Source organism: Caballeronia sp. LZ043 (assembly GCF_031451075.1).
Lineage (GTDB): Bacteria > Pseudomonadota > Gammaproteobacteria > Burkholderiales > Burkholderiaceae > Caballeronia.
In genome coordinates this window covers 475,780-500,896 of sequence record NZ_JARUXT010000004.1, presented here as the reverse complement: position 1 = coordinate 500,896, position 25,117 = coordinate 475,780, and the positions used below count along the sequence as shown (strand labels likewise).

Below are 25,117 nucleotides of genomic sequence, written 5' to 3'. Positions count from 1 at the left end.
ATGCCCGGCGGATAAGGAAGCCACCAGAATTTCCGAAGGGAGACACGACGATGAAATCCGATCAGGTGATCGTCAGCTTTCGCGGGGTGAGGAAGACTTACGACGGCGAGACGCTCGTCGTCAAGTCGCTCGATCTCGACATCTACCAGGGCGAATTCCTCACGCTGCTCGGTCCGTCCGGCTCCGGCAAGACCACCTGTCTGATGATGCTCGCGGGCTTCGAGTTTCCGACCGGCGGCGAGATCTGGCTCGACGGCAAGCTGCTCAACAAAGTGCCGCCGCACAAGCGCGACATCGGCATGGTGTTTCAGAACTACGCGCTGTTTCCTCATCTCTCGGTCCAGCAGAACGTCGACTATCCGCTGTCGGTGCGCAGGATGTCCGCCGAAGAACGCGCGCATCGCGTCGACAACGCACTCAGGATGGTGCGCATGGAGAGTTTCGCGAAGCGCTATCCGGCGCAGCTCTCCGGCGGTCAGCAGCAGCGCATCGCACTGGCGCGCGCGCTCGTGTTCGAACCCAAGCTCGTATTGATGGACGAGCCGCTCGGCGCGCTCGACAAGCAATTGCGCGAGCACATGCAGATCGAACTGAAGGCGCTGCACGAGAAACTCGGCGTCACCTTCGTCTATGTCACGCACGACCAGGGCGAGGCGCTCACGATGTCGGACCGCGTCGCGGTGTTCGACAAGGGCATCGTCCAGCAGCTCGACACCGTCGATCATCTTTATGAAGCGCCGTGCAACGAGTTCGTCGCCAACTTCATCGGCGACAGCAACCGGCTGCGCGGCACCATCGAACAGGCTCAAGGCGACTACTGCGCCATCCGCCTCGCCGACGGCACCCGCCTCTCCGGCCTGAACATCGCGAACGCCAAGCCGGGCGCGCCAGCCGTCGCGTGCATCCGGCCCGAGCGCATGACCCTCACGCACGGCAAAGGCAATGGCAATAGCCACGCGAACGGCTACAGCAACGCGCTGTCCGGCGAGGCGCGCAGCCTGATCTATTTCGGCGACCACGTGCGCATGCGCTGCGGCGTGCGCGAGCAGGACGAATGCTTCGTCAAGGTGCCGCTCGGCACCGCCGCGCTCGACGCATTCACGCCCGGCGCGCCCGTCGCGCTCGAATTCGCGCCCGAGCATCTGCGCGTGTTCGCCTGAACTTTCCAGCCACACGTTGTGCCGTCCAACCGCAAGTCCATCGATAAAACCAGGCAGACAGAGGAAACCATCATGAAGAAGTTCGCACTGTGTTCCATCACGGCCGCGCTCGCGTGCGCGTCGGCAGCGTCGGGCGCGGCGGAAATCACCGTCGTCAACTTCGGCGGCGCCAATGGCGACGCCCAGAAGGTCGCATTCAACCAGCCCTTCGAGCAGTCGAGCAAGAACAAGGTCACGGCGGTCGAGTACAACGGCGAACAGGCCAAGGTCAAGGCGATGGTCGAAGCCAAGCACGTGAACTGGGACGTGGTCGAAGTCGAATCGGGCGACCTCGGACGCGGCTGCGACGAAGGCCTGTATGAAAAGCTCGACTGGTCGAAGATCGCGAAGAAATCGGATCTCGTGCCCGAGTCGCCGGCGACTTGCGGCGTCGGCTTCTTCGTGTGGTCGACGGCGCTCGCCTATAACGCCGACAAGCTCAAGACCGCGCCGACCGGCTGGGCCGATTTCTGGGACACGAAGAAATTCCCCGGCAAGCGGGCCATGCGCAAGGGCGCGCGCTACAACCTCGAGTTCGCGCTGATGGCCGACGGCGTCGCGCCGAAGGACGTGTACAAGGTGCTCGGCACGAAGGCCGGCGCGGATCGCGCGTTCAAGAAGCTCGACGAATTGAAGCCGAGCATCCAGTGGTGGGAGGCCGGCGCGCAGCCGCCGCAATTCCTGGTCGCCGGGGACGTGGTGATGTCCACCGCCTATAACGGCCGCATCGACGCCGCGCGCAAGGAAGGCAAGAACCTCAAGGTCGTGTGGAACGGCAGCATCTACGACCTCGACTACTGGGCCATTCCGAAGGGCTCGCCGAACAAGGACGTGGCGACGCAGTTCATCGCGTATTCGGTCTCGCAGAAGCCGCAGGAAACGTATGCGAAGAACATTGCCTACGGTCCGGTGAACAAGGCGGCGATCTCCGCGCTCGACGCGAAGACCAAGGCGGACATGCCGAACTCGCCGGAGAACGCGAAGAACGCGGTGCTGCAGGACATGGCGTTCTGGACCGACCATGGCGACGAACTCGAGCAGCGGTTCACCGCGTGGGCGACGAAGTAAGCGCGCAACCGTGAAACCGACGGCCGCGCTGGCAGGACGAAGCGCGGCCGGGAAGGAGACATCCCCGTGCATACCATGACGATCCCCGCGGAAGACGCGCTTGAATCGAGCGCGCGTCTGAAACGCGAACTGAAGATCGCCGACGCGAAGAAGCGCGCGATGGCCCTTGCGCTCATCGCGCCGCTCGCACTCTTCCTGTTCCTGATTTTCGTGGTGCCGATCGCCGCGCTGCTCACGCGCGCGATCGAGAATCCGGAAGTCGCGAATGCGCTGCCGCACACGGGCGCCGTGCTCAAGAAGTGGGACCGCAAGACGGCGCCGCCGGACGAAGCCTATGCCGCGCTCGCGCAGGATCTGACGGCCATCCAGGAAGGCGATTCGATGGGCGCGCTCGCGCGCCGCCTCAACACAGAGATTCCCGGCTATCGCTCGCTGGTCGCCAAGACCGCGCGGGCGATGCCGCTCCCCGGCGACGACGGCAGGCCGCTCGCCGCGCCGCAGATCAAGGCGAAGATCGTCGAGCTCGACGAGCGCTGGAACGATCCCGCGTACTGGCAGGCCATCGCGAAGAACGCCGGGCGCTATTCGCCGTTCTACGTGCTCGCGTCGCTCGATCACAAGCAGGACGGCTTCGGCAACCTCGTCCATGCCGATCCCGACCAGTCCATCTATCTGAACGTCTTCGCGCGGACCTTCGTGATCGGCGTGGGCGTGACACTGTTCGCGCTGCTGCTCGGCTATCCGCTCGCCTACTGGATCTCGACACTGCCCGCGCGCCGCGCGAACCTCGTCATGGTGCTCGTGCTGATCCCGTTCTGGACTTCCGTGCTGGTGCGCGTAGCCGCGTGGATCGTGCTGTTGCAGAGCGAGGGACTGGTGAACAAGGCGCTGATCGGCAGCGGGCTGATCGGCTCGCCGCTCGCGCTGCTGTTCAACCGTGTCGGCGTTTATATCTCGATGACGCACATCCTGCTGCCGTTCATGATCCTGCCGCTCTACAGCGTGATGAAGTCGGTGCCGCCGAGCTACCAGCGCGCGGCGGTGTCGCTGGGCAGTCATCCGTTTGCGGCCTTCTGGCGCGTATACGTGCCGCAGACGTATCCGGGCATCGGCGCGGGCGTGCTGCTCACGTTCATTCTGGCGATCGGCTACTACATCACGCCGGCCCTGCTCGGCGGACCGAACGACCAGATGGTCAGCTACTACATCGCCTACTTCACCAACGTGACGATCAACTGGGGCATGGCGTGCGCGCTCGGCGCACTGCTGCTCGCCGCGACGCTGCTCCTCTATGTCGTCTACGGCCGCTTCACGCGCTCGAACGTGAGCCTGGGCTGACTGGGAACGCCACATGAAACTCGCCAAACCGATGTTCGCGCCGCACACGTCCGCCATCGAACGCGTCTGGTACTTCGCATTGCGGATCCTCTGTGTGCTGACGCTGCTGTATCTGATCCTGCCGGTGCTCGCCATCGTGCCGCTGTCGTTCTCGTCGAGCACCTTCCTCGTCTATCCGATTCCCGGCTGGTCGATGCGCTGGTATCACAACCTCGTCATGTCCGACGAGTGGCGCATGGCGGCGAAGAACAGCTTCATCGTGGCGCCTTCGGCGACGCTGGTGGCGACCATTCTCGGCACGCTCGCCGCGGTCGGGCTGACCAAGGCGAACTTCATCGGCAAGAGCCTGCTGATGGCCGTCCTGATTTCGCCGATGATCGTGCCGGTGATCGTCGTGGGCGTCGGCATGTATCTGTTCTTCGCGCCGCTCGGCATCGCGAACACGTACTTCGGGCTGATCCTCGCGCATGCGGCCCTGGGCGTGCCGTTCGTCGTGACGACGGTCGGCGCGACGCTGCAGAACTTCAACCATAACCTCGTGCGCGCGAGTCAGTCGCTGGGCGCCGGCCCGCTGCGCACGTTCTTCAAGGTGACGCTGCCGGTGATTGCGCCGGGCGTGATCTCCGGCGCGCTGTTCGCCTTCGCGACCTCGTTCGATGAAGTCGTCGTCACGCTCTTTCTCGCCGGCGCTGACCAGACCACCTTGCCGCGGCAGATGTTCACCGGCATCCGCGAGAACATCAGCCCGACCATCGCGGCGCTTGCCACGATCCTGATCGTCTTTTCGACGAGCCTGCTGCTGGCGCTGGAATGGTTGCGCGGCCGCGCTGCGGCGCGGGCCGTTGCCTGACACAGCGAGACTCGCTGTCGGCAGGCTGTCTCGTCCGACATTCGAACTTTTAAGCTTACAGAAGGCTTTTTCCTGGCATCGTTGATGCGGAGGACAGACGCCTGGAAATCGCGTAAAGTCCTGTCGCGCAAGGCTTTTTCACACTACCGTTCGATTATTCGCATCGACGGGATAGTGTATTCACTGATGCAGCCTTTATCGGAATATGCTTAATGACGTACGTTCTAGGTCGAGTCAAAGCCTGGAACATTGCCATGACAGCTTTTTCGAAGAGAGCGGACCCGTGGTCACAGACGGTTCACCTGCTCGAGGCGGCGCCCCAAGACGTCGCCCGCACCGCGCCATCTCAGAAATCCGCACGCATCGAGAGTTCGTTTCTCGAGCGCCTCACGCGCGACTGGAACCGTACGCATCCGCAGCAGGTGGATCGCGGTCTGCCGTATCCGCAAGCCATCGTTCGGGTGATCGAACGTCCGAGCAGCGCGACGGCGCTCGTCTACTGGTCTGATCCCGGCACCTGCCATTACGGCTATCAGGGCTGGCGCGCGACGACCGCGACGAGTGAAGGCGTGTGCTCGCTGTCGGGAATGCCGATTCATCGCGGGGATCAGGTGTATCGGCCGTCGCAACGCGATCCGAAGCCGCAGAACGCCGCCGCGATGATTCTCGCGGCAGCGATGCCGAAGAACAGCGAGGAAGTCGAAGTCGACATGCACGGCTAGGCGCAGCCTGCCGTCGTGACCGAACGCGCGCGTCAGTATCCGACTGTGATGCGCTGCTTGATGTGCGCGTGCGATTCGAACTCGTCGAGAAAGGCGATGGCGTAGTCGTCGAACGTGATCCAGCTGCGGCCGTTGCTGTCGACCAGCAGCTCGTCGACGCCGAGCCGGTAGCGTTGCGTGCGCGCGCCCGGAACGAATTTCGCCGACGGCGAGATAAAGGTCCAGTCGATGTCGCGCTGGCCGCGCAGGGCGTCGAGGAACATGGCGCCGGCTGTCGCTTCCGGCTTCCAGTCAGCGGGAAAATCCGGCGCGTCGAGCACGCGTTGACCGGGCGCGGCATAGAGGCTTCCCGCGCCGCCCACCACGAGCAGGCGGCGCACGTCCGCGCGCTTCACCGGTTCCACGATCGCCTCCGCCGGAACCCCGCTGAACGGCATCGCGCTGAATACCGCGTCGTGCCCGGAGATTACGCTGGAAAGTGCATCGGCATCGAGCGCGTCGACGTTACGGGCGGTGACGCCGGAGCGTGTCTCGACGCCCGAGGTATCGCGGGCGAGCGCGGTGACCGTGTGCCCACGCCGCAACGTTTCGTCAAGCAGACGGCTGCCCACCTTCCCCGTTGCTCCGATAATCGCGATTGTGCTCATTGCCATCGACTCCTTTTTTCGAGGGCATTCGCCCCGAAACACGTACAAGTGTTCGCTTTGTGATAAGACGACATAAACTGAGACGCTCAAACCATTCGGGTGAGCGTTTGTTGTGCCTGCTGCTGAAATAGCAGAATCAACGCATTCATACCACGTTTTCAGCATTTACATGGCGAGCAGTTTTAACGCAAATTCCGGGCCGAATTTCACCTGTTCAAGAGATAGTGCCGCGCGCTCTTCATAAGGCTCGAGCGCCGTCCCCCGCCCGCTACGCCGTTAAACTGGAAAGCCCCGTGCTCCATCTGAAATGGGCCTCGTGGCGATACCGGCGCGCTTCACGGAGCGATTTCAGATCGAGTTTCCAATACGGCAGTCGCCAAATTGTCATCGCGTTGGTTTATATTGCAGTTCCTCGCCGCTCCATTACCGGAAGGAGTTAATCGTGAAGAATCCGCAATTGCAGGGTGCCATCGAAGGACGCGAAAATCCGGCAGGCGAATCCGGCTACGAGCCGATCCCGGCCCGCGCCGTCCCCAAGGAGTCCGCCGCAGATTCCGGCTACTCCGATTCCCTGGACATCCCGCTCAATTACGGCATTGTGATGGACGCTGTCAGGGACGCCGTCCGCGCAAACCTGTAAGCGTCACGAAACCCATCTGAAGCGTCCCGGTCGGGGCGCTTTTTTTTTGCCCCTTCAAGCGCTAATTCCGAGCGCCTTCCATTTTTCTCATACAAATCATTCTGTTGCAGATCGGCACGGGAAAAGTCGGGCGAAATTTCCGTCGCTAGCCAGTCGGGCTCCGCGCCATGCGGTACAGCCAAAAGTCAATCCGTGCGAATCACCGTGAAGCCCTTCAGCGCTGAATTAACGGAGTGGTACACTGCCGCCGCCTTTGCGGGTGCACGTCAAAAAGTGCGTGATGGTTGTCGAATTTTCGTTCAGGTCAGCGCGGGTCAAATGTCCAAACTGGACGGCCTGTTGCGTCTTAATTGGTCAATTCGCCAAAAAAATCTCCTGCTAGTGTTTCTACTGGCGAAAAAATCAGCAGTGAGATAAGTTCAGACGTGTACTCGCGCCTGGACAACCGTCCGGATCAATGCTCTCGGTCAAGAGTTGTCCGCCAAGGACGTAAACAATGACTAATCACGTGGCGCGCGTGCGCCCAGCCGACTACACATGGCCGCTATCTTTGAACACCTGCTGGACAGCCACACCTCTCGCCAATGGCGCGGGCTTCTGTCCGCGCTCGCCGATGAATTCGAAGCGCAAATCGGGCGCACCGAACTGCGCCAGCTGATGCATCGCGTCGGCAGCCGCTTCGCGGACGCACGGCCGCTGCCGTCCTGCAATTCCACAGCCGAACTGGCAGAAGCGCTCAACGCGCAGTGGCGCGATGCCGACTGGGGCTTCGTCGAACTCACCGACGAGCGCGATCACCTGAGCATCGTCCATTACTGCGCGCCGCTGCCGGCTTTCGGTGAAAGCGCGCTCGCGTGGACGCCGGCGTTCCTGGAAGGCGCGTATCAGCAGTGGCTCGCCGCGCTTGGCGCGCAGGGCCTTGCCGTACGGCAGGCAGGCGAATTCGGCGACGACACCGCCATCGAGTTCAGGCTCGCACGCACCGTGCTTTGACGAGAACCCCGGAATCACCGACCGCCGCTTCGAAGCGACGGCTCAAGCCCCCTGTCGATCAGGTGGCACAAACAAGTTGAAACGGCCAGGCAGGGCAGGCACGGACGAGGAAGCGGCACCATGAATACATCGCGCGACATCGAGAAGCTGTTCGATCATTTCGGCGGCAATGCAGGCGACTATCAGGAGATCGGTCGGGAGAACGAGGCCAAGTCGGCCCGTACCCGCTGGCCGCTGCTCGCGACGCTGGACTTCGCGCAGCCGGCCATTCCTGAAATCGCGCCGCGCCGCGACACTCAAGCCAGCACGTCCGGCGCGCCCGGCAGCGAACCGGCCGCGGAATCCGCCGCCCGCCCGACGCCGATCCATCGCGGCCGGCCGCAGTTGTTCACGCGGCCGCATCGCCGCACGATTCCGCCGGTCGATGCGCCCGCCGCTCAATCGCTGAGTGCGCTGCGTTTCTCGGCGCTCGCCGATCCCGCTGCGATCGAAACCGAAACCGCCCCGGACATGGCGTCGGCTGCAGCGCCGACACCGGCACCGACGCCGGCAGAACCGCGCCCCGCCGCAGCCACGTTCGGTTCGAGCGTCCTCGCGCGCCGCGCCCCTGCCGCCGCCCCCGCTCCGGCAGCGACGCCAGCAGAACCCCCGCGCGTCCAGCCGGCCCACGAAGCCGAACCGCACTCCATTCTCGGCAAGCTGTTCAAGCCGCAGACGCCGCCCGCTCCGAGCGCGCCCGCCAACTCGCTTCAGTCGATGTTCGAACGCCTGCGCCACACCGGCGAATCCGCGAACACTGAACCCGCCGCCCATCGCACGAGCCGCCTCTCACGGTCATGAAAGTCATCACGGTAGTTTCCGCGAAAGGCGGAGTCGGCAAGACGACGCTCGCCGCCAATCTCGCTTCGGTACTCGCTGCGCGCAACCGCCGCGTGATCGTGCTCGATCTCGATCCGCAAAACGCACTGCGCCTGCACTTCGGCATTCCGCTCGACAGCATCGACGGCATCTCGCGCGCGACACTCGCCGGCGAACCCTGGCAGACCGTGATGTTCGACGGCATCGACGGCGTCACGGTGCTGCCCTACGGCGCGCTGCTCGAGGACGACCGCCGGCGCTTCGAGGCGCTCGTCGACGCCGATCCCGCCTGGCTCGCGCACGCGCTCGAGGCGCTGGCGCTCGATGCCAACGACATCGTGATCGTCGATACCCCGCCGGGCTCGTCCGTCTACACGCGCACGGCGCTGACCGCGGCGCATTTCGCGCTGAACGTCGTGCTGGCCGATGCCGCCTCCTACGCCGCGATTCCCGGCATGGAGCGCATGGTCGATGCCTATGCCGCGCCACGCCAGAACTTCGCGGGCCAGGGCTACGTCGTGAACCAGGTCGATCAGTCGCGCCAGTTGAGCAAGGACGTGCTGAAGGTGCTGCGCAACATGCTCGGCACGAAGCTGTTCCCGGGCGTCATCCATCTGGACGAAGGCGTCTCCGAGTCGCTCGCGTGCGACACGACGCTGATCCACTACGATCCGCTGTCGCAGGCCGCCGCCGATCTCCGCGCGTGCGGCGAATGGCTGCTCGCCGCAATCGATGCGCTGCCCGCTTCGTCGAGGAAACTCGCATGAGCTCCGCCAAGATCCCGTCGCCGGAAACGGAAGTGAGCGTGGCGACGTCGCGGCTCGAACGCTTCGTCGATGCGCGCATCTGGGGCAGCCGCATCCTCGTGGTCCTGCTGACGGCGTTTGCGTTGTGCGCGCTGTACTTCGTGGTCACGGTGCCGCTCGTGTTCGGTCAGCAACTCGCCTTTGCGAGCGTCTGTTTCGTTTTCGCGCTCGGCTTCCGCCGTCTGCAAGGCCAGTACGCGACGCTCGTGATGATCATGCTGTCGATCATCGCGTCGGGCCGCTACATGTTCTGGCGCCTGACTGAGACCACCTACTGGGAGCGCCCGCTCGACGCAGCCTGGGGCCTGCTGCTGGTGGCCGCCGAAGTCTACGCGACGCTGGTGCTCCTGCTCGGCTACTTCCAGACGGCATGGCCGCTCAAGCGCAAGCCCTTGCCGCTGCCCGCCGACCGCGCCGACTGGCCGACGGTCGACGTCTTCATCCCCACGTACAACGAGCCGCTCTCGGTGGTCAAGCCGACCATCTACGCGGCGCTCGCGCTCGACTATCCGGGCGACAAGCTCGCGATCCACGTGCTCGACGACGGCCGCCGTCCCGAGTTCAAGGCCTTCTGCGAGGAAGTGGGCGTCAACTGGACGATCCGCACGCACAACCGGCATGCGAAGGCGGGCAACATCAACGAGGCGCTGAAGATCACGAAGGGCGAGTTCCTCGCGATCTTCGACTGCGACCACATCCCCACGCGCTCCTTCCTGCAGATCTGCCTGGGCTGGTTCCTGCGCGACAAGCTGCTGTCGATGCTGCAGACGCCGCACCACTTCTTCTCGCCCGATCCGTTCGAACGCAATCTCGGCACGTTCCGCAAGGTGCCGAACGAAGGCGAACTGTTCTACGGCCTCGTGCAGGACGGCAACGACCTGTGGAACGCCACGTTCTTCTGCGGCTCGTGCGCGGTGCTGCGCCGCTCGATGGTCGAGGAAATCGGCGGCATCGCGGTCGAGACCGTCACCGAGGACGCGCACACGGCGCTGAAGCTGCACCGTCTCGGCTACACCACCGCCTATCTCGCGATTCCGCAGGCCGCGGGTCTCGCGACGGAAAGCCTCTCCGGCCATATCGGGCAGCGCATCCGCTGGGCGCGCGGCATGACACAAATCTTCCGGATCGACAATCCGCTGACCGGCAAGGGTCTGAAACTCGGCCAGCGGCTCTGCTATCTGAACGGCATGCTGCACTTTTTCTACGGCGTGCCGCGTCTCGTGTTCCTCACCGCGCCGCTGTCGTACCTGTTCTTCGGCGCGCACGTGATCGAAGCCGCGGCGAGCACCATCGCGATCTTCGCGCTGCCGCACATGATGCACGCGAGCATCACCAATTCGCGCATGCAGCGCAGCTTCCGCCATTCGTTCTGGGCCGAAGTGTACGAGTCGGTGCTGGCGTCGTACATCACCGCTCCCACGTTGCTCGCCGTCATCAACCCGAAGCTCGGCAAGTTCAACGTGACGGCCAAGGGCGGCCAGATCGCCAAGGATTACTTCGACTGGTCCATCTCGCGGCCCTATCTGTTTTTGCTGTTGCTGAACCTGCTCGGCTTCATCGCGGGCATCGTGCATATCGTCATGTACTGGCAGATCCGCAGCGAGGTCAACACGACCATCCTCAACCTCTGCTGGACCGTCTACAACATGCTGATCCTGGGCGCATCGGTGGCGGCGGCGAGCGAGCGGCGGCAAGTGCGCGCGACCCATCGCGTGACCATGAAGATGCCCGTGATGCTCAAGTTCTCCACCGGCCGCACGCTCGCCTGCGAGACGATCGACTATTCGGAAGGCGGCGTCGGCGTCGCGCTGCCGAGCAAGATCGAAGTGCCGATGCACGAGCGCGTGACCGTCTCGCTGTTCCGCGGCGACGAGGAATACGCGTTCCCGGCGAGCGTCGGCTATACCGAGCCGGGGCGCGTCGGCCTGCGTTTCGGGCAGCTCACGCGCGAGCAGGAATACGACTTCGTGAAGACCACTTTCGCGCGCGCGGACGCCTGGACCGGCTGGTCCGAGGGCCGCCGCCCGGATACGCCGCTGCGCGGCCTGTCGCATGTGTTGCTGGTGGGCACGCGCGGCATCGCCGGACTGTTCGAGCACTTGTACAGCGACCTTCGTACCTGGATGAACAAGCGCCCGGTCGACGTGAAGAAGCTGAAAACCAAAGACCAATAATGGGCATGGGTATGTCGAAGTTGCACGTTGAATTCGGAACGGGCGGGCGCACGCCGCGTTTTTGCGAAAGACCTCTGGTGCGTGCGCTGGCCGTCTTCGCTGCCTTGCAGACTGCGTTCGCCGGGCCGCTCGCGTCCATCGCGGCGGCCGCGACCGCTGTTGCTGCGCCGGCCTCGGCTGCCGTCGCGCCGGCAACCGCCGCACCGCAGGCCACTGGCGCCGGCGCCGTGCCCGCGCCGAGCCCGGCGGCCGTCTACAACCCGGCGTCGATCCAGCAGCCCGCGCTCGCGATGCCCGTGCCCGCGTTCTCCGGCAAGCCCGAGAAGCCGCTGACTTCGCGCCTTCCGACCACCGCCAATCCCGGCACGCTGGTGCCCGGCGGCCGCCGCCAGACGCTGACCTTCGCCGACTACGGCGCGCTCGATCCACTGCAATTACGCGGCACCGATGGCCAGAACGGCATTGCCTTCTCGGTGCGCGGCGACGAAGTCGTGACGGGCGCGATCCTGCATCTGATCTACAGCTATTCGCCGTCGCTGCTGCCGTCCATCTCGCAACTGAAGGTGCTGATCAACGGCGAAGTAGCCGCAACGCTGCCCGTGCCGCGCGACCAGGCGGGCGTGCTGGTGGCGCGCGACGTGGCCATCGATCCGCGCTTCATCACCGAGTTCAACCATCTGAACGTCCAGCTGATCGGCCATTACACGCAGCAGTGCGAGGACCCGTCGAACTCGACGCTGTGGGCCACCGTCAGCAATTCGAGCTCGCTGGACCTCACCTACGCGTCGATCGCGAACAAGCCCGACCTCGCCGCGCTGCCGAATCCGTTCTTCGATCGTCGCGACGTGCGCCGTCTCGAACTGCCGTTCGTGTTCGCCGGCAAGCCGAGCCTGCCGACGCTCGAAGCGGCCGGCATGGTGGCGTCGTATTTCGGTTCGCTCGCGGGCTATCGCGGCGCGATGTTCCCGGCCCAGACCGACAACGTGCCGCTCTCGGGCAATGCCGTGGTGTTCGCCGTCGGCGACGCCAAGGTGGCGGGCGTCGACATTCCGGCGGTGTCGGGCCCGACGATTTCCGTCGTCGAACGCGATGCCAACGCGCGCGGCCGCATCCTGCTGATCCAGGGCCGCGACGAGAACGAGCTGAAGACCGCCGCGAAGGCGCTGGGCATCGGTCAGAACACGCTGTCCGGCACGAGCGCGACAATCACGCAATTCAGCGACCTGCAACCGCGCCGTCCCTATGACGCGCCGAACTGGCTGTCGACGGATCGCCCGGTGCGCTTCGGCGAGCTCGCGGAAGCGCGCGACCTGACCGCCCGCGGCTACGACGCCGACGCCGTGCGCGTCAACCTGCGCGTGCCGCCCGATCTCTTCATGTGGCAGACCAAGGGCGTGCCGATCGATCTGGCCTACCGCTACACCGTGCGGCCCGCGCCGGACCGTTCCTCGCTGAACATCAGCGTGAACGACGGCTTCGTGCAGTCGCTGCGCATCCCGGCCGTCTCCGCCTCGACCTTCGACCTCGGGCATTACTTCAGCCGCGTGCTGCCGGACAAGACCGTGTCCGCGCGCCGCGAGGTCTACATTCCGCCGCTGCTGCTCACGCCGCGCGCGCAGTTGCGCCTGCACTTCTACTACGACATCCCGAAGACCGGCGAATGCCAGGGCCGCGTGCTGGACAACGTGGTCGGCGCGGTGGACCCGAACTCGACCATCGACCTGTCGGGCTTCCCGCACTACATGGCGCTGCCCGACCTGGCCGCGTTCGCCAACGGCGGCTTCCCGTTCACGCGCATGGCCGACCTGTCGCAGACGGCGGTGGTGCTGCCGAACGACCCGAACTCGGCCGACTACAGCCTGTATCTGCTCGAAATGGGCCGCATGGGCACGTCGACGGGCTATCCGGTGACCGGCGTCACCGTGACCAGCGCGAACGACGTCGACCGCTTCGCCGACAAGGATCTGCTGATCCTCGGCTCGCCGGGCCGCCAGCCGCTGTTGCAGCGCTGGGCCAAGCAGATGCCGTTCTCCAGCGACGGCGACTCGCACACGTTCCAGCTCACCGATGTCGCGTTCAAGCTGGTCGACTGGTGGCATGGCGAGCATGGTCCGGAACGCTCACCGGCGCGCGCGGATCTCTCGCTCGTCAGCTCGAACGGCGACGCCCTGCTCACCGGTTTCGAATCACCGCTGAAGAGCGGACGCAGCGCGGTGGCGCTGATCAGCGCGGCGGGACAGTCGGATGCCGACCTCTCCGCCGCCCTGCTCGACAACGACCTGCTGCCGTCCATCCAGGGCGCGATGGCCGTCATCCACGGACGCACCGTGACCGTGACCTCGAATGGCGAGGCGTATTACGTCGGTCATCTGTCGCCGATGCATTACATGCGCTGGGCGCTCTCGTCGCATCCGGTGTTGCTGGTGCTCGGCGGCGTGCTCGCCGCGCTGATCATCGCCGCCCTGTTCTATCGCGCGCTGCGTTCGCTCGCCGCGCGGCGCCTGAGGGACTGACATGCGGCCATTCACCGCAAGCGTCGTGGCCGGCGCATTCGTCGCCGCCGCCAGCGCGGGGTCGGCCGGCGCCGCCCGCGCGCAGCCCGCGCAAGCCCCGCAAGCCGCCCAGCAATGCGACTGGCCGGCGTACCGGCAATTCGTCGAGCGCGCGGTGCAGGCCGACGGCCGCGTGATCGACCGTTCGACCGAGGTGCAGCAGACCACCTCCGAAGGCCAGTCGTACGGCATGTTCTTCGCGCTCGTGGCCAACGACCGCGCCACCTTCGAGCGCCTGCTCGGCTGGACCCGCACGAACCTCTCGGGCAATCAGTTCGATACCGCCAACCTGCGCCTGCCCGCGTGGCAATGGGGCAGGAAGCCGGACGGCTCATTTGGCGTGCTGGACCCGAACTCGGCCTCCGATTCGGACCTGTGGATCGCCTACGACCTGTTCCAGGCCGGCCGGCTGTGGAAGGAGCCGGCCTATACGAAACTCGGCTACGCCCTGGCGACGCAGATCGCGAAGCAGGAAATCGCCGATCTGCCGGGCCTCGGACCGATGCTCCTGCCCGGCCCGCACGGTTTCCGGAACGGCGACGTGACGCGTCTGAACCCGAGTTATCTGCCGCTGCCGCTGCTGCGCGCGCTGGCGCACGAGATGCCCGACGGCCCGTGGAGCAAGCTCGCGCAGAACGCCGCGACGATGATCCGCGTGACCGCGCCGCGCGGCTATGCGCCGGACTGGGCGGCGTATCAGAACGGCCAGTTCGCCGTCGATCCGAAGAACGGCGATGTCGGCAGCTATGACGCCATACGCGTCTATCTGTGGGCCGGCATGACGGCGAGCCGCGATCCGCTCGCGCGCCCGTGGCTCGATGCGCTCGGCGGCATGCGCCAGAGCGTCGCGCAAAACGGCTTTCCGCCGGAGAAGGTCTCCACCCTGAACGGCGCGGCGAGCGGCGAAGGCCCGCTCTCTTACTGGGGCGCGCTGGCGCCCTACTTCAAGGCACTGAACGACGAGCACGGCCTGGGCCTCGCCCGCGCCCATCTCGAAGCGCTGACGGCGCCGGCTGTCGCAGGACGCGAACCTGCGTACTACGACCGCGTGCTGGGCCTGTTCGGCGGCGGTTTCGTCGACGGGCGCTATCGCTTCGATGAAACCGGCCGTCTGGTGCCGAACTGGAGAAGCGCATGCTGATCCGGGTCAGGAAACACGCAATGAAGCGGACTCTCGCAATGCACATCGCGGCGGCCATCGCGGCCGGCGCGCCGATGTTCGCCCTCGCCCAGGCCAGCGCCGATCCGCTGACCGTGCTGGTCGACCAGGGCAAGTACTGGCAGGCGCACAGGCGCGGCGATCTCGCCGAGCAGGCGTGGCAGAAGGTGCTGCGCATCAACCCGAAGCAGCCCGATGCGCTGTTCGGCATGGGCATGGTGCTCGCCGATCGCAAGGACGGCAGCGGCGCGCAGCAGTATCTCGCGCAACTGCGTCAGGTCGCGCCGAACTATCCGAACATCGACGAACTCGGCCGCCGGCTCGGCGAGACCAGTTCGCGCGACCAGACCGTCAACGACGCGCGCCGTCTCGCACAGAGCGGACAAAGCGCGTCGGCGGTGCAGGAATACCGCCGCGCGATCGACGGCAAGCCCGCCACGCCGCAGTTGCAGCTCGAGTACTACCAGGCGCTCGCCGCCACGCCGCAAGGCTGGGACGAGGCGCGCCGCGGACTCGAACAGCTCGCGCGCGACAATCCCGACGAGCCGCGTTACCAGCTCGCCTACGCGCAGCATCTGACCTATCGCGACTCGACGCGGCGCGACGGCATCGCGCGGCTCGCGAAGCTTGCCAGCGACAGCGCCGTCGGTGCGGACGCGAAGAAGAGCTGGCGCCAGGCGTTGTTGTGGCTCGGCGCGCGCGCATCGGATGCGCCGCTGTACCAGGCCTATCTCCAATCCTCGCCCGACGACGCCGCCGTGAAGGCGCGCTTCGATTCGATGGTGCAGCAGGACCGCGCGGCGCAGGATCGCGCGCAGGCGGGCGTGGCCGTCGATACGCGCGGACGCACGGTCGGCGAAGGTTTCGCGGCGCTGGATCGCGGCGATCTCGCGACGGCGCGCGCACGCTTCGCGTCAGTGCTCGCGAGCAACCCGAACGACGCCGACGCGCTCGGCGGCATGGGCATCGCGGCGCTCAAGCAGGAACACTTCACCGAAGCGCGCAACGATCTCGAACGCGCGTCGCGGGCCGGCAATCCGGCGCGCTGGAAGGACGCGCTCACCAGCGCCACGTACTGGTCCTACACGAGCGACGCCATCGGCGCGCGCAGCAACGGGCAGATCGCGCAGGCGAAGGCGTTGTTCGAACGCGCGATCGCCGTCAATCCGTCCGATGTCACCGCCCAGGTCCTGCTCGGCGAGATGCTGCTTGCGAACAGCGATCCGCGCGGCGCGGAGCAGGCGTATCGGATGGCGCTGCGCCGTCAGGCCGACAATCCCGATGCGATCCGCGGACTCGTCGGCGCGCTGGCCGCGCAGGGACGCGGCGACGAGGCGCTCGAATTCGCCAATCGTCTCAACACCGAACAGCAAGCCAAGGCCGGCGGCATCAACAAGCTGCGCGGCGAGGCGCAAGCGGCGCAGGCGCGCGCGGCCGAAGCGCGCGGCGATCTCGGCGCGGCGCGCAGCCTTTTTGAAGACGCGCTGCTCAACAATCCCGACGATCCGTGGCTGCGCCTCGACCTGGCGCGCATCTACGTGCGTCAGGGCGCGGTGGGCAACGCGCGCAGCATGATGGACGGGCTGCTCGCGACCCATCCGGACATGACCGACGCGCTCTATGCGAGCGCGCTGCTGTCCGCCGAAACCCAGGACTGGGCAACTGGCCTCGGACAACTCGAACGCATTCCGGCGGCCCAGCGCACGCCCGCGATGACCGCGCTCCAGCATCGTCTGTGGGTGCAGCAGCAGGCGGAACTCGCGACGCAGGCGGCCGCCGCAGGACAGCGTCAGCAGGCCTTCGCGATCCTGAGCCGTGCCGCGCCGGTCGCGAGCGGCAACGCCGAGCTGACGGGCGCGATCGCCACGGCCTATGTGAAGGCGGGCGATCCGGCTCGCGCGCTGGCGCTGGTGCGCGGCGCGATCGCGCAGGCGCCGAACGACACCGGACTGCTCCTGCAATACGCGGGCATTCTCTCGGCGACGCAACAGACCGCCGAACTGGGTTCCGTGATGCGCCGCCTCCAGTCGATGTCGCTCACGACGCAGCAACGCACCGACTTCAACAATCTGAATGTGGGCATCGTCGTCGCGCGTGCGGACGAAGTGCGTCGGCAGGGCAATCTCGCGAGCGCCTACGACGTCATTTCGCCGTGGCTCGCCGCGATGCCCGACAACGCCGATCTGCAGGCCGCGCTGGGCCGCATGTACACGTCGGCGGGCGACGACCGCAGTGCGCTGGCATGCTTTCAGAAGGCACTGACGCGCCGTCCCGACGACCTCGCGCTGCAGACCGCCGCGATGGCCGCCGCGAGCAACGTGCGCGACTTCCGGCTGGCCGAGACCTACGCGAACCAGGCCTATCAGGCCGCGCCGAACGACCCGGGCGTGCTGGCGTCGATCGGCCGGATGTATCGCGCGCAGGGCAAGCTCGATCTGGCCGCGCAGTTCCTGCAACGCTCGCTCGTCGCGGCCAACACGCCGCCGATGCAGGCCGCCGCGCCTACGCAGGCGCGCAGCAATGTTCCGCCGGGCTGGGAAAGCGCGCTGAGCCGCATCGGCTCGAATCCGCTGCCCGGCACCAATCCGTTCGAAGGCAAGACCGCGGTCGATACGGCGTCGAGTCCGGCGCTGGCGTCCGGCGCGTCGTATCGCCAGGTCATCCCTCAGAGTTACTCGCAGCCCGTGCCGACCTATCTGCCGCCTCCCCAGCCCGCCACGTATTCCACGCCGTATCTGGCGCCCTCCGCCGCGCCCGCGCCGATGCAGCAAGGCGCGCCGCGTCAGGTGACGAGCGGCGGCTATGGTCCCGACACGTCCGGTTCCGGGCAGTCGGGCGGTCCGCTTCAGCCTTATCCGGGGCAGGACGGGGGCGCGTCGGGCGGTTATGCGCAGCCGGCTTATCAGGCGCAGCCGTATCAGCAGCAGCCGGCGTATCAGCCTTACCCGCAACAGCAGGCGTATCCGCAACAGCAACCGTACGCGCAGCAGCAGCCGTATCCGCAGCAACAGGATCCGTATGCATCGCCGTGGCCGATGTCGCCCGGCGCGCGCGAAGCGCAGTCGAATGCCTACGCGCCGCCGCCTGTCGCGAGCAGCCACGCGAGCACGACGCGCACGAAACGCCCGGCGACGACCTCCACCCGCAAAACCGCGGCGGCGCGTCCCGCGGATCCGTACGCCTACGGCGCGCCGCCGCAGCAGCCCTATCCCCAGCAGCAGCAGCCGTACGCCCCGCAGCCCTACTATCCGCCGCAGCAATACGCGCAGCAGCCGTACATTCCGCAGCCGCCGGCGGGCTATGCACAGCCGTACTATCCGGCCCAGACGCAGCAGCAGCGCGCCGCCGCGGCCGCGACGATGTCCACCGGCGGCATGCCCGGGCCCGTCGCCAATTCGCAGACGACGGGCGTCGCCGATGAACTCGCGCAGATCAACCGCGAGCAGGCCAGCACGGTGTCGGGCGGGATCATCTTCCGCAATCGCGATGGCGAGGACGGACTGTCCAACCTGACCGACATCGAAGCGCCCATCGAAGGCCGCATCAAGGCGGGCAACGGCCACGTCATCGTGCGCGCGACGCCCGTCACGCTCGACGCCGGCACCGCAAGCAGCCAGGCGAACACGCTCGCGCGCTTCGGGTCCGGACTGGGCGCGGTCGCCACGCCGCCGACCAACAACTACGGCTCGCAGACGGCGACGGGCGTCGGCTTGTCGATCGGTTATGAGAACCGCAACTGGAAGGGCGATGTCGGCACCACGCCGCTCGGCTTCCGCGAAACCAACGTGGTGGGCGGCGTGCAGTATCAGAACGCCATCACCGACAAGGTCTCCTACTCGCTGGCCGTCGCGCGCCGTGCGGTCACGGACAGCCTGCTGTCCTACGCCGGGGCCCGCGACCAGGGCGCGGGACTCGAATGGGGCGGCGTAACCTCGACCGGCGGCCGCGCCGATTTCGGCTGGGACGACGGCACCAACGGCGTCTATGCCAACGCGGCGTACCAGTTCCTCGACGGCAAGCAGGTCGCGACCAACACCGCGGTGAAGGGCGGCGGCGGCATCTACACGCGCCTCATCAAGGATGCGGACCAGACGCTGACCATCGGCGCGAATACCACGCTGATGCACTACGACAAGAACCTGTCGTACTTCACCTATGGTCAGGGCGGCTATTTCAGCCCGCAGCAGTACGTGATTCTCAACTTCCCGGTCGAGTATGCCGGGCGTTCGGGGCTCTTCACCTACGACCTGAAGGGCTCGATCGGCGTGCAGCATTACCGGCAGGACGAGTCGGATTATTTCCCGACGAACGGCACGTTCCAGGCACGCGCCGCCGGCTCCGGCGCCACACCCGATGCGAACGCCGTCTATCCCGGCCAGAGCAAGACGGGCGTGTCCTATTCGCTCAGCGCGACCGGTGAATATCAGCTCGCGCCGCAACTGGCGGTTGGCGCGACGGCCTCGTTCGGCAACGCGTATCAGTATCGCGAGTGGCTCGCGGCCGTGTACGTGCGCTATACCTTCTCGAATCGCGGCGGCGTACAGCCCGTGTTCCCGCCGCAGGCGTTCAGCTCGCCGTATCTGTCGTTGTCGAATTGACACCGGTCCGGCTTGCAGAGAGCTCGAAAGACGCCTTCTGCGGCCGGCACGATTTCTTACAAATTTTTCACCGCATTATTGAGCTACCGCCTGGCGGAAAATCTCATCCGCCACTTTTTGTCCGCAATTCCCTCATATTCGCCTGATACCGCGCGGCGCCAGACGCTGCGCCGGCCTCCAAGCCATGCCCAGCGGGCGTGAGCGCCTTCACTGAGGTTGCTGAAGCCACATCGCACAAGCGCTTTTTGTTGCGTGAACGTCACATTTCCCGGCAATAAATCCCGCCAGTCATTACGGATATTTTCGAAATATTTCCGACCATGTAATGATAGCGATTCGCATTTACCCATCGACACGATAGCCCGGTGCAATGAGTCGTACTGAACAGCACGGCGCCACAGCTTTCGATCGACGACATCGCACACCTCGAAAAGCCGTGGCGGCAGGACGCCCGATCCGCCGCCATCGGACCTGAACAACAACGACCTGGACCACGACATGTTGAGGAAAACGCCGCTGGCAGCGGCATGGGTAACGATTGCCGCCGTGCCCGTGGCGGCACCGCTGTACGCCCAGACTGCATCGCAAACCACGCTCATTGCAGCACCGAACGTCGCACAAGCCGCGCCGGACGCGCCCGAATCCGCTTCGCTGCCCGCCGTTCGCGTGACCAGCCAGGCCGACGCGCCCGACTTCCAGGCCGACGTGTCCAGCGTCGGCGCCAAGGTGCCCACCGCGCTGCGCGACATTCCGCAGGCCGTCGTCGTGGTGCCGAAGGCCGTGCTGCAATCGCAGGCCATCAGCTCGTTCTCCGATGCCCTCCGCAACGTGCCCGGCGTCACGCTCGGCGCGGCGGAAGGCGGCCAGATCGGCAACAACATCAACCTGCGCGGCTTCTCCGCGCGCACCGACATTTACCTCGACGGCTTCCGCGACCGTGGCCAGTACTATCGCGACACCTTCAACCTCGAGTCGATCGACGTGCTGTACGGGCCGTCGTCGCTGTACTTCGGACGCGGCTCCACCGGCGGCGTCATCAACCAGGTCAGCAAGCAGCCGGACCTGAAGCCGCGCGCCGATGTCTCGCTGCAGGCGGGCACGCACGACCGCTTCCGCTCGACGGTCGACATCAACCAGCCGCTGACGGACACCTCGGCGTTCCGTGTCAACGCGTTCGGCCAGTCGCTGGGTTCGAGCCGCGACGAGATGATCAACAAGGACTACGGCATCGCGCCGGAAGTGAAGTTCGGCATCGGCACGCCGACGCAGGTGACGCTGAGCGCGCTGATCCAGCACAACCGCGACCAGCCCGACTACGGCATTCCGCCGCTCAACGGCCATCCCGCGCCGGTCGATACGAAGACCTTCTACGGCTTCACCGACGACCGCACGATCCAGGACGTCCAGACGGTCAGCGCGCGCGTCCAGCATCGCTTCGACGACATGTTCACGCTGCGCAACCAGACGCAGTTCAGCCACTACAGCACCGAAGCGCGCGCGACCAATGCGGCGGCCGTGCTGACCGGACCGCTCGGCAACTCTACAGCGCTCACCAACGGCAACTACACCTCCCTGCCGCTGAGTTCGCTGTTCGTGCGCCTGCAAGGCAAGGACCGCAACATCAACGATCACTCGGTCTACAACACGACCGACCTCGAAGGCAAGTTCGCCACGGGCTTCCTGAAGCACGACATGCTGGTGGGCGTCGATCTGAGCCACGAGACCTATAGCAACCAGAGCTTCACCGCAACGACGCCGGGCCTGCCCTCGAACACGCTCGCCATCGTGCCGCTGGTCGATCCGGCGTATGTGCCGCGTCCCGCCAACTATCGCGAGGTGGCGACCAACCTGGCGGAGTCGAGCGCGAACGGTCTCGGCCTGTACCTGAACGACACCATCTCGCTCGGCGAGCACTGGAAGTGGATTGGCGGCGTGCGCTGGGACCGCTATGAAGCGGCGATCCACAACTCGATCAACGCGCCCTCCTACGCCACCCAGACCAATTACTTCACGAGCGTGCGCACGGGCCTCGTGTTCCAGCCGACGGAGACGCAGTCGTACTACGTGTCGTACGGCACCTCGTTCGATCCGTCGCTCGAAGCGCTCACGCTCACCAACGGCCAGCAGAACCTGCCGCCCGAGCACAACAAGTCGTATGAAGTCGGTTCGAAGTGGGATCTGCTGAACGGTGGCCTGTCGGTCACGCAGTCGCTGTTCAACATCGAGAAGACCAACGCGCGCACGCTGGCCTCGGACGGCACCTATTCGCTCGACGGCGACATCCGCGTACGCGGCTATCAGCTGGGCGTGGCGGGCCACATCACGAAGCAATGGCAGATGTTCGGCGGCTATACCTATATGGACGGCACGATCCTGAAGGCCTTCGACGGCACGCAGGGCAAGACGCCGGCCAACACGCCGCATCACATGTTCACGCTGTGGACGACCTATGACTTCACGCCGGTGTGGCAGATCGGCGGCGGGCCTTCGTATGTGTCGTCGCGTTACGCGGCGAACAACAATCTCGTCGAAGTGGGCGGCTACGTGCGCTGGGACGTGATGGCCGCGTATCATCAGAAACGCTACGATATCCAGTTCAACGTGCTGAACCTGACGGACAAGAAGTACTACGACGCCCTGATTCCGTCCGATGGCGGTCGCGCGGGGCGGGGCGGGGGCCGCCGGTTCCTCGCCCCCTTGAACTCCCGTTTCGGCTGTGGCCGTGCCGGCGCGCGCCGCACGCCCGCGGCGCGCGCCACGTCCCATGGAACCATGATCCTCTCGATACCGAACGTCCTCAGTCCCGCCGATGCCGCCGCCATGCGCGCCCGCCTCGAAGCCAGCGACGCCTGGGTCGACGGCCGCGCCACCGCGGGTTATCAGGGCGCGCCGGTCAAGCGCAACATGCAGATCGCCGAAGGTTCGCCGATCGCACTGGAACTCGGCGATGCGATCGTCGGCGCGCTGGAGCGGCATCCGCTCTTCATCAGCGCCGTGCTGCCGAACCGCGTGTATCCGCCGCTGTTCAACCGTTATGAAGGCGGCATGCACTTCGGCAGTCACGTCGATGGCGCGATCCGCATCGTGCCGGGCCACGGCGCGCGCGTGCGCACGGATGTCTCGGTCACGCTGTTCCTCACGCCGCCCGACGAATATGACGGCGGCGAACTGATCATCGAAGATACCTTTGGCGTGCAGGAAGTGAAGCTGCCCGCCGGCCACGCGCTCGTCTATCCGGCGACGAGCCTGCATCAGGTGCGTCCGGTGACGCGCGGCGCGCGCGTGTCGAGTTTCTTCTGGGCGCAGAGCCTCGTGCGAGACGACGGACAACGCGCATTGCTGTTCGATCTCGACAACGCCATCCAGCGCCTCAACGCCACCGACGGCGACGAAGCCGCGAAGCGCACGCTGGTCGGCTGCTATCACAACCTGCTGCGCATGTGGAGCGACACCTAGGCACAAGATGCATGCCGCGTGCTGCGCCGCAAAAGCGAATCTCCGCACGAAGGAAGCCATCGCGGAAAGATCGGGCGCACAATGGCGAGAGCCCGCGTGGACGGGCGAACAGGAGGAGCGCCATGACCGCCATCACGTGGGTTCTCGCGGCCGACGGCAAGCGTGCGAGAGTCTTCGAGACGCACGGATTGACGCTGGATCTGAGGCAGGTCGAGGACCTCAGGAATCCGTCGGCAAGCGTGACGGACGACGACGGCGCAGCGTTCGCGCGCAAGGTCGCCGCCTTTCTTGAAGACAGCCGCCGGCAGCACCGGTTCGACCGGCTGCGACTTGCCGTGGAACCGCGATTTCTGAACGTGCTGCGCGCGCACCTGAGCGCCGACACACGCACACTCGTCTACGAAGACACCACTGACGACGCCTCACACGACCTGCGCCACGGCCTGGGCCGGCGTTGAATGCCGGCCCGTCACCTCCTCACGCCGCCGGCACGATGTTCTGATTGCTGCGGAACACGTTCTCCGGATCGTAACGCTGCTTCACTCGCGCGAGCTTCTCGTAGTTCGGTCCATACGCCGCCTTCACCCGATCGCCTTCATCGCCCGTCAGAAAGTTGACATACACGCTGCCCAACGCGTGCGGCGTCAGCGCGGCGAACATGTCGCGCGCCCAAGCCGTGCATCTGGCATCATCGGCGGCGTCTTCCCAGCGGCCGTGAATGTTGATCGTATAGATCGAATCGCGATTCGCGTACGCAGTGGCATCGACGGGCACGCGGTTCGTCTCGCCGCCCATCGCGCCGACGAAGATCTCGCATTGCGTCGAAGGCAGCGATTTCACCGCGTTGGTGAGGATGTCGAAGGTCGCGTCCGTCAGACCGGCAAAGTTATGCGACTTCCAGTAGTTGCGCGAGCCCGGCGTCAGCAGCGGATCGAAGGCTTTCTGCCATGCTGCAAAGGGCATCGGTCCGAGATGCTCGCCATAGGGCGTGGCGAAGCCGCGCGCGGGCGCCAGCACACGCTCGCCGTTTTCAACCGGGCCGACATAGCAACTCGCCAATACGATCACCGGCTTGCCGTGCGCTTCCGCGGGCAGGAACGGCAGCGGCGGCGCGAGACGCATGACGGCCCAGACGCTCAGTTCGTCGGGACTTTGCGCGACGAACTCGCGATACTTCGGCAGGACGTCGGCGGCTTGTTCGAGCGGATACACCACCAGCCCGCCATAGATCTCCGGCCCGACTTCATGCAGCCGAAATTCGAACAGCGTGACCACGCCGAAATTGCCGCCGCCGCCGCGCAAGGCCCAGAAGAGTTCGGGATCGGCATGCTCGTCCACGCGACGCCATTCGCCGTCCGCCGTGACGATCTCCGCCGCCACCAGATTGTCCACCGTGACGCCGAACTTGCGGCTGATCCAGCCAAAGCCGCCGCCGAGCGTGAGACCGGCGATGCCGGTGGTCGAGTTGATGCCGAGCGGCGTCGCCAGTCCGAACGCCTGCGCTTCGTGATCGAAATCGGAGAGCAACGCGCCGGGCTCCACGTACGCGCGCCGCGCCTGCGGATCGATGCGCACCGACCTGAGCGCGGAGAGATCGATCATCACGGCATCGTCGCTGACGGCGCTGCCCGCGATGTTGTGCGAGCCGCCGCGGATCGACACGAGCATGCCGTTGCCGCGCGCGAACGCCAGCGCCGCCTTCACGTCGGCCACGCCCGCGCAGCGCACGATGAGCGCGGGCCGCCTGTCGATGGTGGCATTCCAGACCTTGCGTGCTTCGTCGTAATCGGCATCGGCGGGTGCGATCACCCTGCCGCGCACCGATGCCTTGAGAGCGTCGATCACTTCGCCCGATAACTTGATCATGTAAGACCTCGCTGCAAATGACGCGCTGCGACGTGCCCGACCCTGCCCGCTGGAACGGCGAAAGCGCAATGATCCTGCGATCGGTTCGCGTGTGGCGTAACGATTGAATTCACACCGGGATGACCGCGAGGACGGATAGAGAAAGACATGCCGGACGGCTTCGTCCGCTCATTGATTAAATGCCGTGACTT

The 25,117-nt window shown here is 65.8% G+C and carries 17 protein-coding genes and 1 pseudogene; 16 read left to right on the top strand and 2 right to left on the bottom strand.

The window, feature by feature from the left end; all coding sequences use genetic code 11:
• The first annotated feature begins 50 nt into the window (after positions 1-50).
• The 5 genes from QCE64_RS29765 (at position 51) to QCE64_RS29745 (ending at position 5,177) form a co-directional block, all read left to right on the top strand.
• Complete coding sequence (locus QCE64_RS29765) at positions 51-1,160, top strand: ABC transporter ATP-binding protein (RefSeq protein ID WP_309934579.1); 1,110 nt, start codon at positions 51-53, stop codon at positions 1,158-1,160.
• Positions 1,161-1,232: 72 nt separating this feature from the next.
• Positions 1,233-2,267, top strand: coding sequence for an ABC transporter substrate-binding protein (locus QCE64_RS29760; protein ID WP_309925987.1), 1,035 nt, complete (start codon positions 1,233-1,235; stop codon positions 2,265-2,267).
• A gap of 66 nt (positions 2,268-2,333) precedes the next feature.
• Entirely contained in the window at positions 2,334-3,605 is a 1,272-nt protein-coding gene (locus QCE64_RS29755) for an ABC transporter permease (RefSeq protein WP_309934578.1), read from the top strand.
• 13 nt (positions 3,606-3,618) lie between these two features.
• A complete protein-coding gene (locus QCE64_RS29750; RefSeq protein ID WP_309925985.1) occupies positions 3,619-4,455 on the top strand; it encodes an ABC transporter permease in 837 nt (278 codons plus the stop codon).
• 254 nt (positions 4,456-4,709) lie between these two features.
• Positions 4,710-5,177 carry a DUF3331 domain-containing protein gene (locus QCE64_RS29745; RefSeq protein WP_309925983.1) on the top strand — a complete coding sequence of 156 codons (468 nt, stop codon included), beginning with the start codon at positions 4,710-4,712 and terminating at the stop codon, positions 5,175-5,177.
• 32 nt (positions 5,178-5,209) lie between these two features.
• Here QCE64_RS29745 and QCE64_RS29740 read toward each other — a convergent pair whose 3' ends face one another.
• Positions 5,210-5,824 carry an NAD(P)-dependent oxidoreductase gene (locus QCE64_RS29740; RefSeq protein ID WP_310008601.1) on the bottom strand — a complete coding sequence of 205 codons (615 nt, stop codon included), beginning with the start codon at positions 5,822-5,824 and terminating at the stop codon, positions 5,210-5,212.
• 442 nt (positions 5,825-6,266) lie between these two features.
• Between QCE64_RS29740 and QCE64_RS29735 the strand changes: the two genes are divergently transcribed.
• The 11 genes and pseudogenes from QCE64_RS29735 (at position 6,267) to QCE64_RS29685 (ending at position 23,518) form a co-directional block, all read left to right on the top strand.
• Complete coding sequence (locus QCE64_RS29735; RefSeq protein WP_309925982.1) at positions 6,267-6,464, top strand: hypothetical protein; 198 nt, start codon at positions 6,267-6,269, stop codon at positions 6,462-6,464.
• Between the two features lie 537 nt (positions 6,465-7,001).
• A complete protein-coding gene (gene bcsD / locus QCE64_RS29730) occupies positions 7,002-7,457 on the top strand; it encodes a cellulose biosynthesis protein BcsD (RefSeq protein ID WP_310007755.1) in 456 nt (151 codons plus the stop codon).
• Between the two features lie 120 nt (positions 7,458-7,577).
• Positions 7,578-8,297 (top strand): cellulose biosynthesis protein BcsP, encoded by a 720-nt coding sequence (bcsP, locus tag QCE64_RS29725; protein WP_310007753.1) that lies wholly within the window; start codon positions 7,578-7,580, stop codon positions 8,295-8,297.
• The gene (gene bcsQ / locus QCE64_RS29720; RefSeq protein WP_309925975.1) at positions 8,294-9,082 is read left to right on the top strand and encodes a cellulose biosynthesis protein BcsQ; all 789 of its coding nucleotides are present in this window, start codon (positions 8,294-8,296) and stop codon (positions 9,080-9,082) included. Before bcsP ends, bcsQ begins: the two co-directional genes overlap by 4 nt.
• Positions 9,079-11,295, top strand: coding sequence for a UDP-forming cellulose synthase catalytic subunit (bcsA, locus tag QCE64_RS29715; RefSeq protein ID WP_309925973.1), 2,217 nt, complete (start codon positions 9,079-9,081; stop codon positions 11,293-11,295). The genes bcsQ and bcsA overlap by 4 nt, the downstream gene beginning before the upstream one ends.
• Positions 11,295-13,808 (top strand): cellulose biosynthesis cyclic di-GMP-binding regulatory protein BcsB, encoded by a 2,514-nt coding sequence (gene bcsB, locus QCE64_RS29710; RefSeq protein WP_310007752.1) that lies wholly within the window; start codon positions 11,295-11,297, stop codon positions 13,806-13,808. Before bcsA ends, bcsB begins: the two co-directional genes overlap by 1 nt.
• Before the next feature lies 1 nt (position 13,809).
• Positions 13,810-14,988 (top strand): cellulose synthase complex periplasmic endoglucanase BcsZ, encoded by a 1,179-nt coding sequence (bcsZ, locus tag QCE64_RS29705; protein ID WP_310007749.1) that lies wholly within the window; start codon positions 13,810-13,812, stop codon positions 14,986-14,988.
• On the top strand, positions 14,982-19,604 hold the full coding sequence (locus QCE64_RS29700) for a cellulose synthase subunit BcsC-related outer membrane protein (RefSeq protein WP_404987569.1): 4,623 nt from the start codon (positions 14,982-14,984) through the stop codon (positions 19,602-19,604). Before bcsZ ends, QCE64_RS29700 begins: the two co-directional genes overlap by 7 nt.
• 498 nt (positions 19,605-20,102) lie before the next feature.
• Positions 20,103-22,316, top strand: a pseudogene (locus tag QCE64_RS29695) (TonB-dependent receptor); the annotation flags it as partial.
• A gap of 60 nt (positions 22,317-22,376) precedes the next feature.
• On the top strand, positions 22,377-23,060 hold the full coding sequence (locus QCE64_RS29690) for a Fe2+-dependent dioxygenase (protein ID WP_309925963.1): 684 nt from the start codon (positions 22,377-22,379) through the stop codon (positions 23,058-23,060).
• 122 nt (positions 23,061-23,182) lie between these two features.
• Entirely contained in the window at positions 23,183-23,518 is a 336-nt protein-coding gene (locus QCE64_RS29685) for a host attachment protein (RefSeq protein WP_309925961.1), read from the top strand.
• A 19-nt stretch (positions 23,519-23,537) separates the two neighbouring features.
• Here the strand turns inward: QCE64_RS29685 and QCE64_RS29680 are convergent, their stop codons facing one another.
• Complete coding sequence (locus tag QCE64_RS29680) at positions 23,538-24,926, bottom strand: FAD-binding oxidoreductase (protein ID WP_310007746.1); 1,389 nt, start codon at positions 24,924-24,926, stop codon at positions 23,538-23,540.
• Between the last annotated feature and the right edge of the window lie 191 nt (positions 24,927-25,117).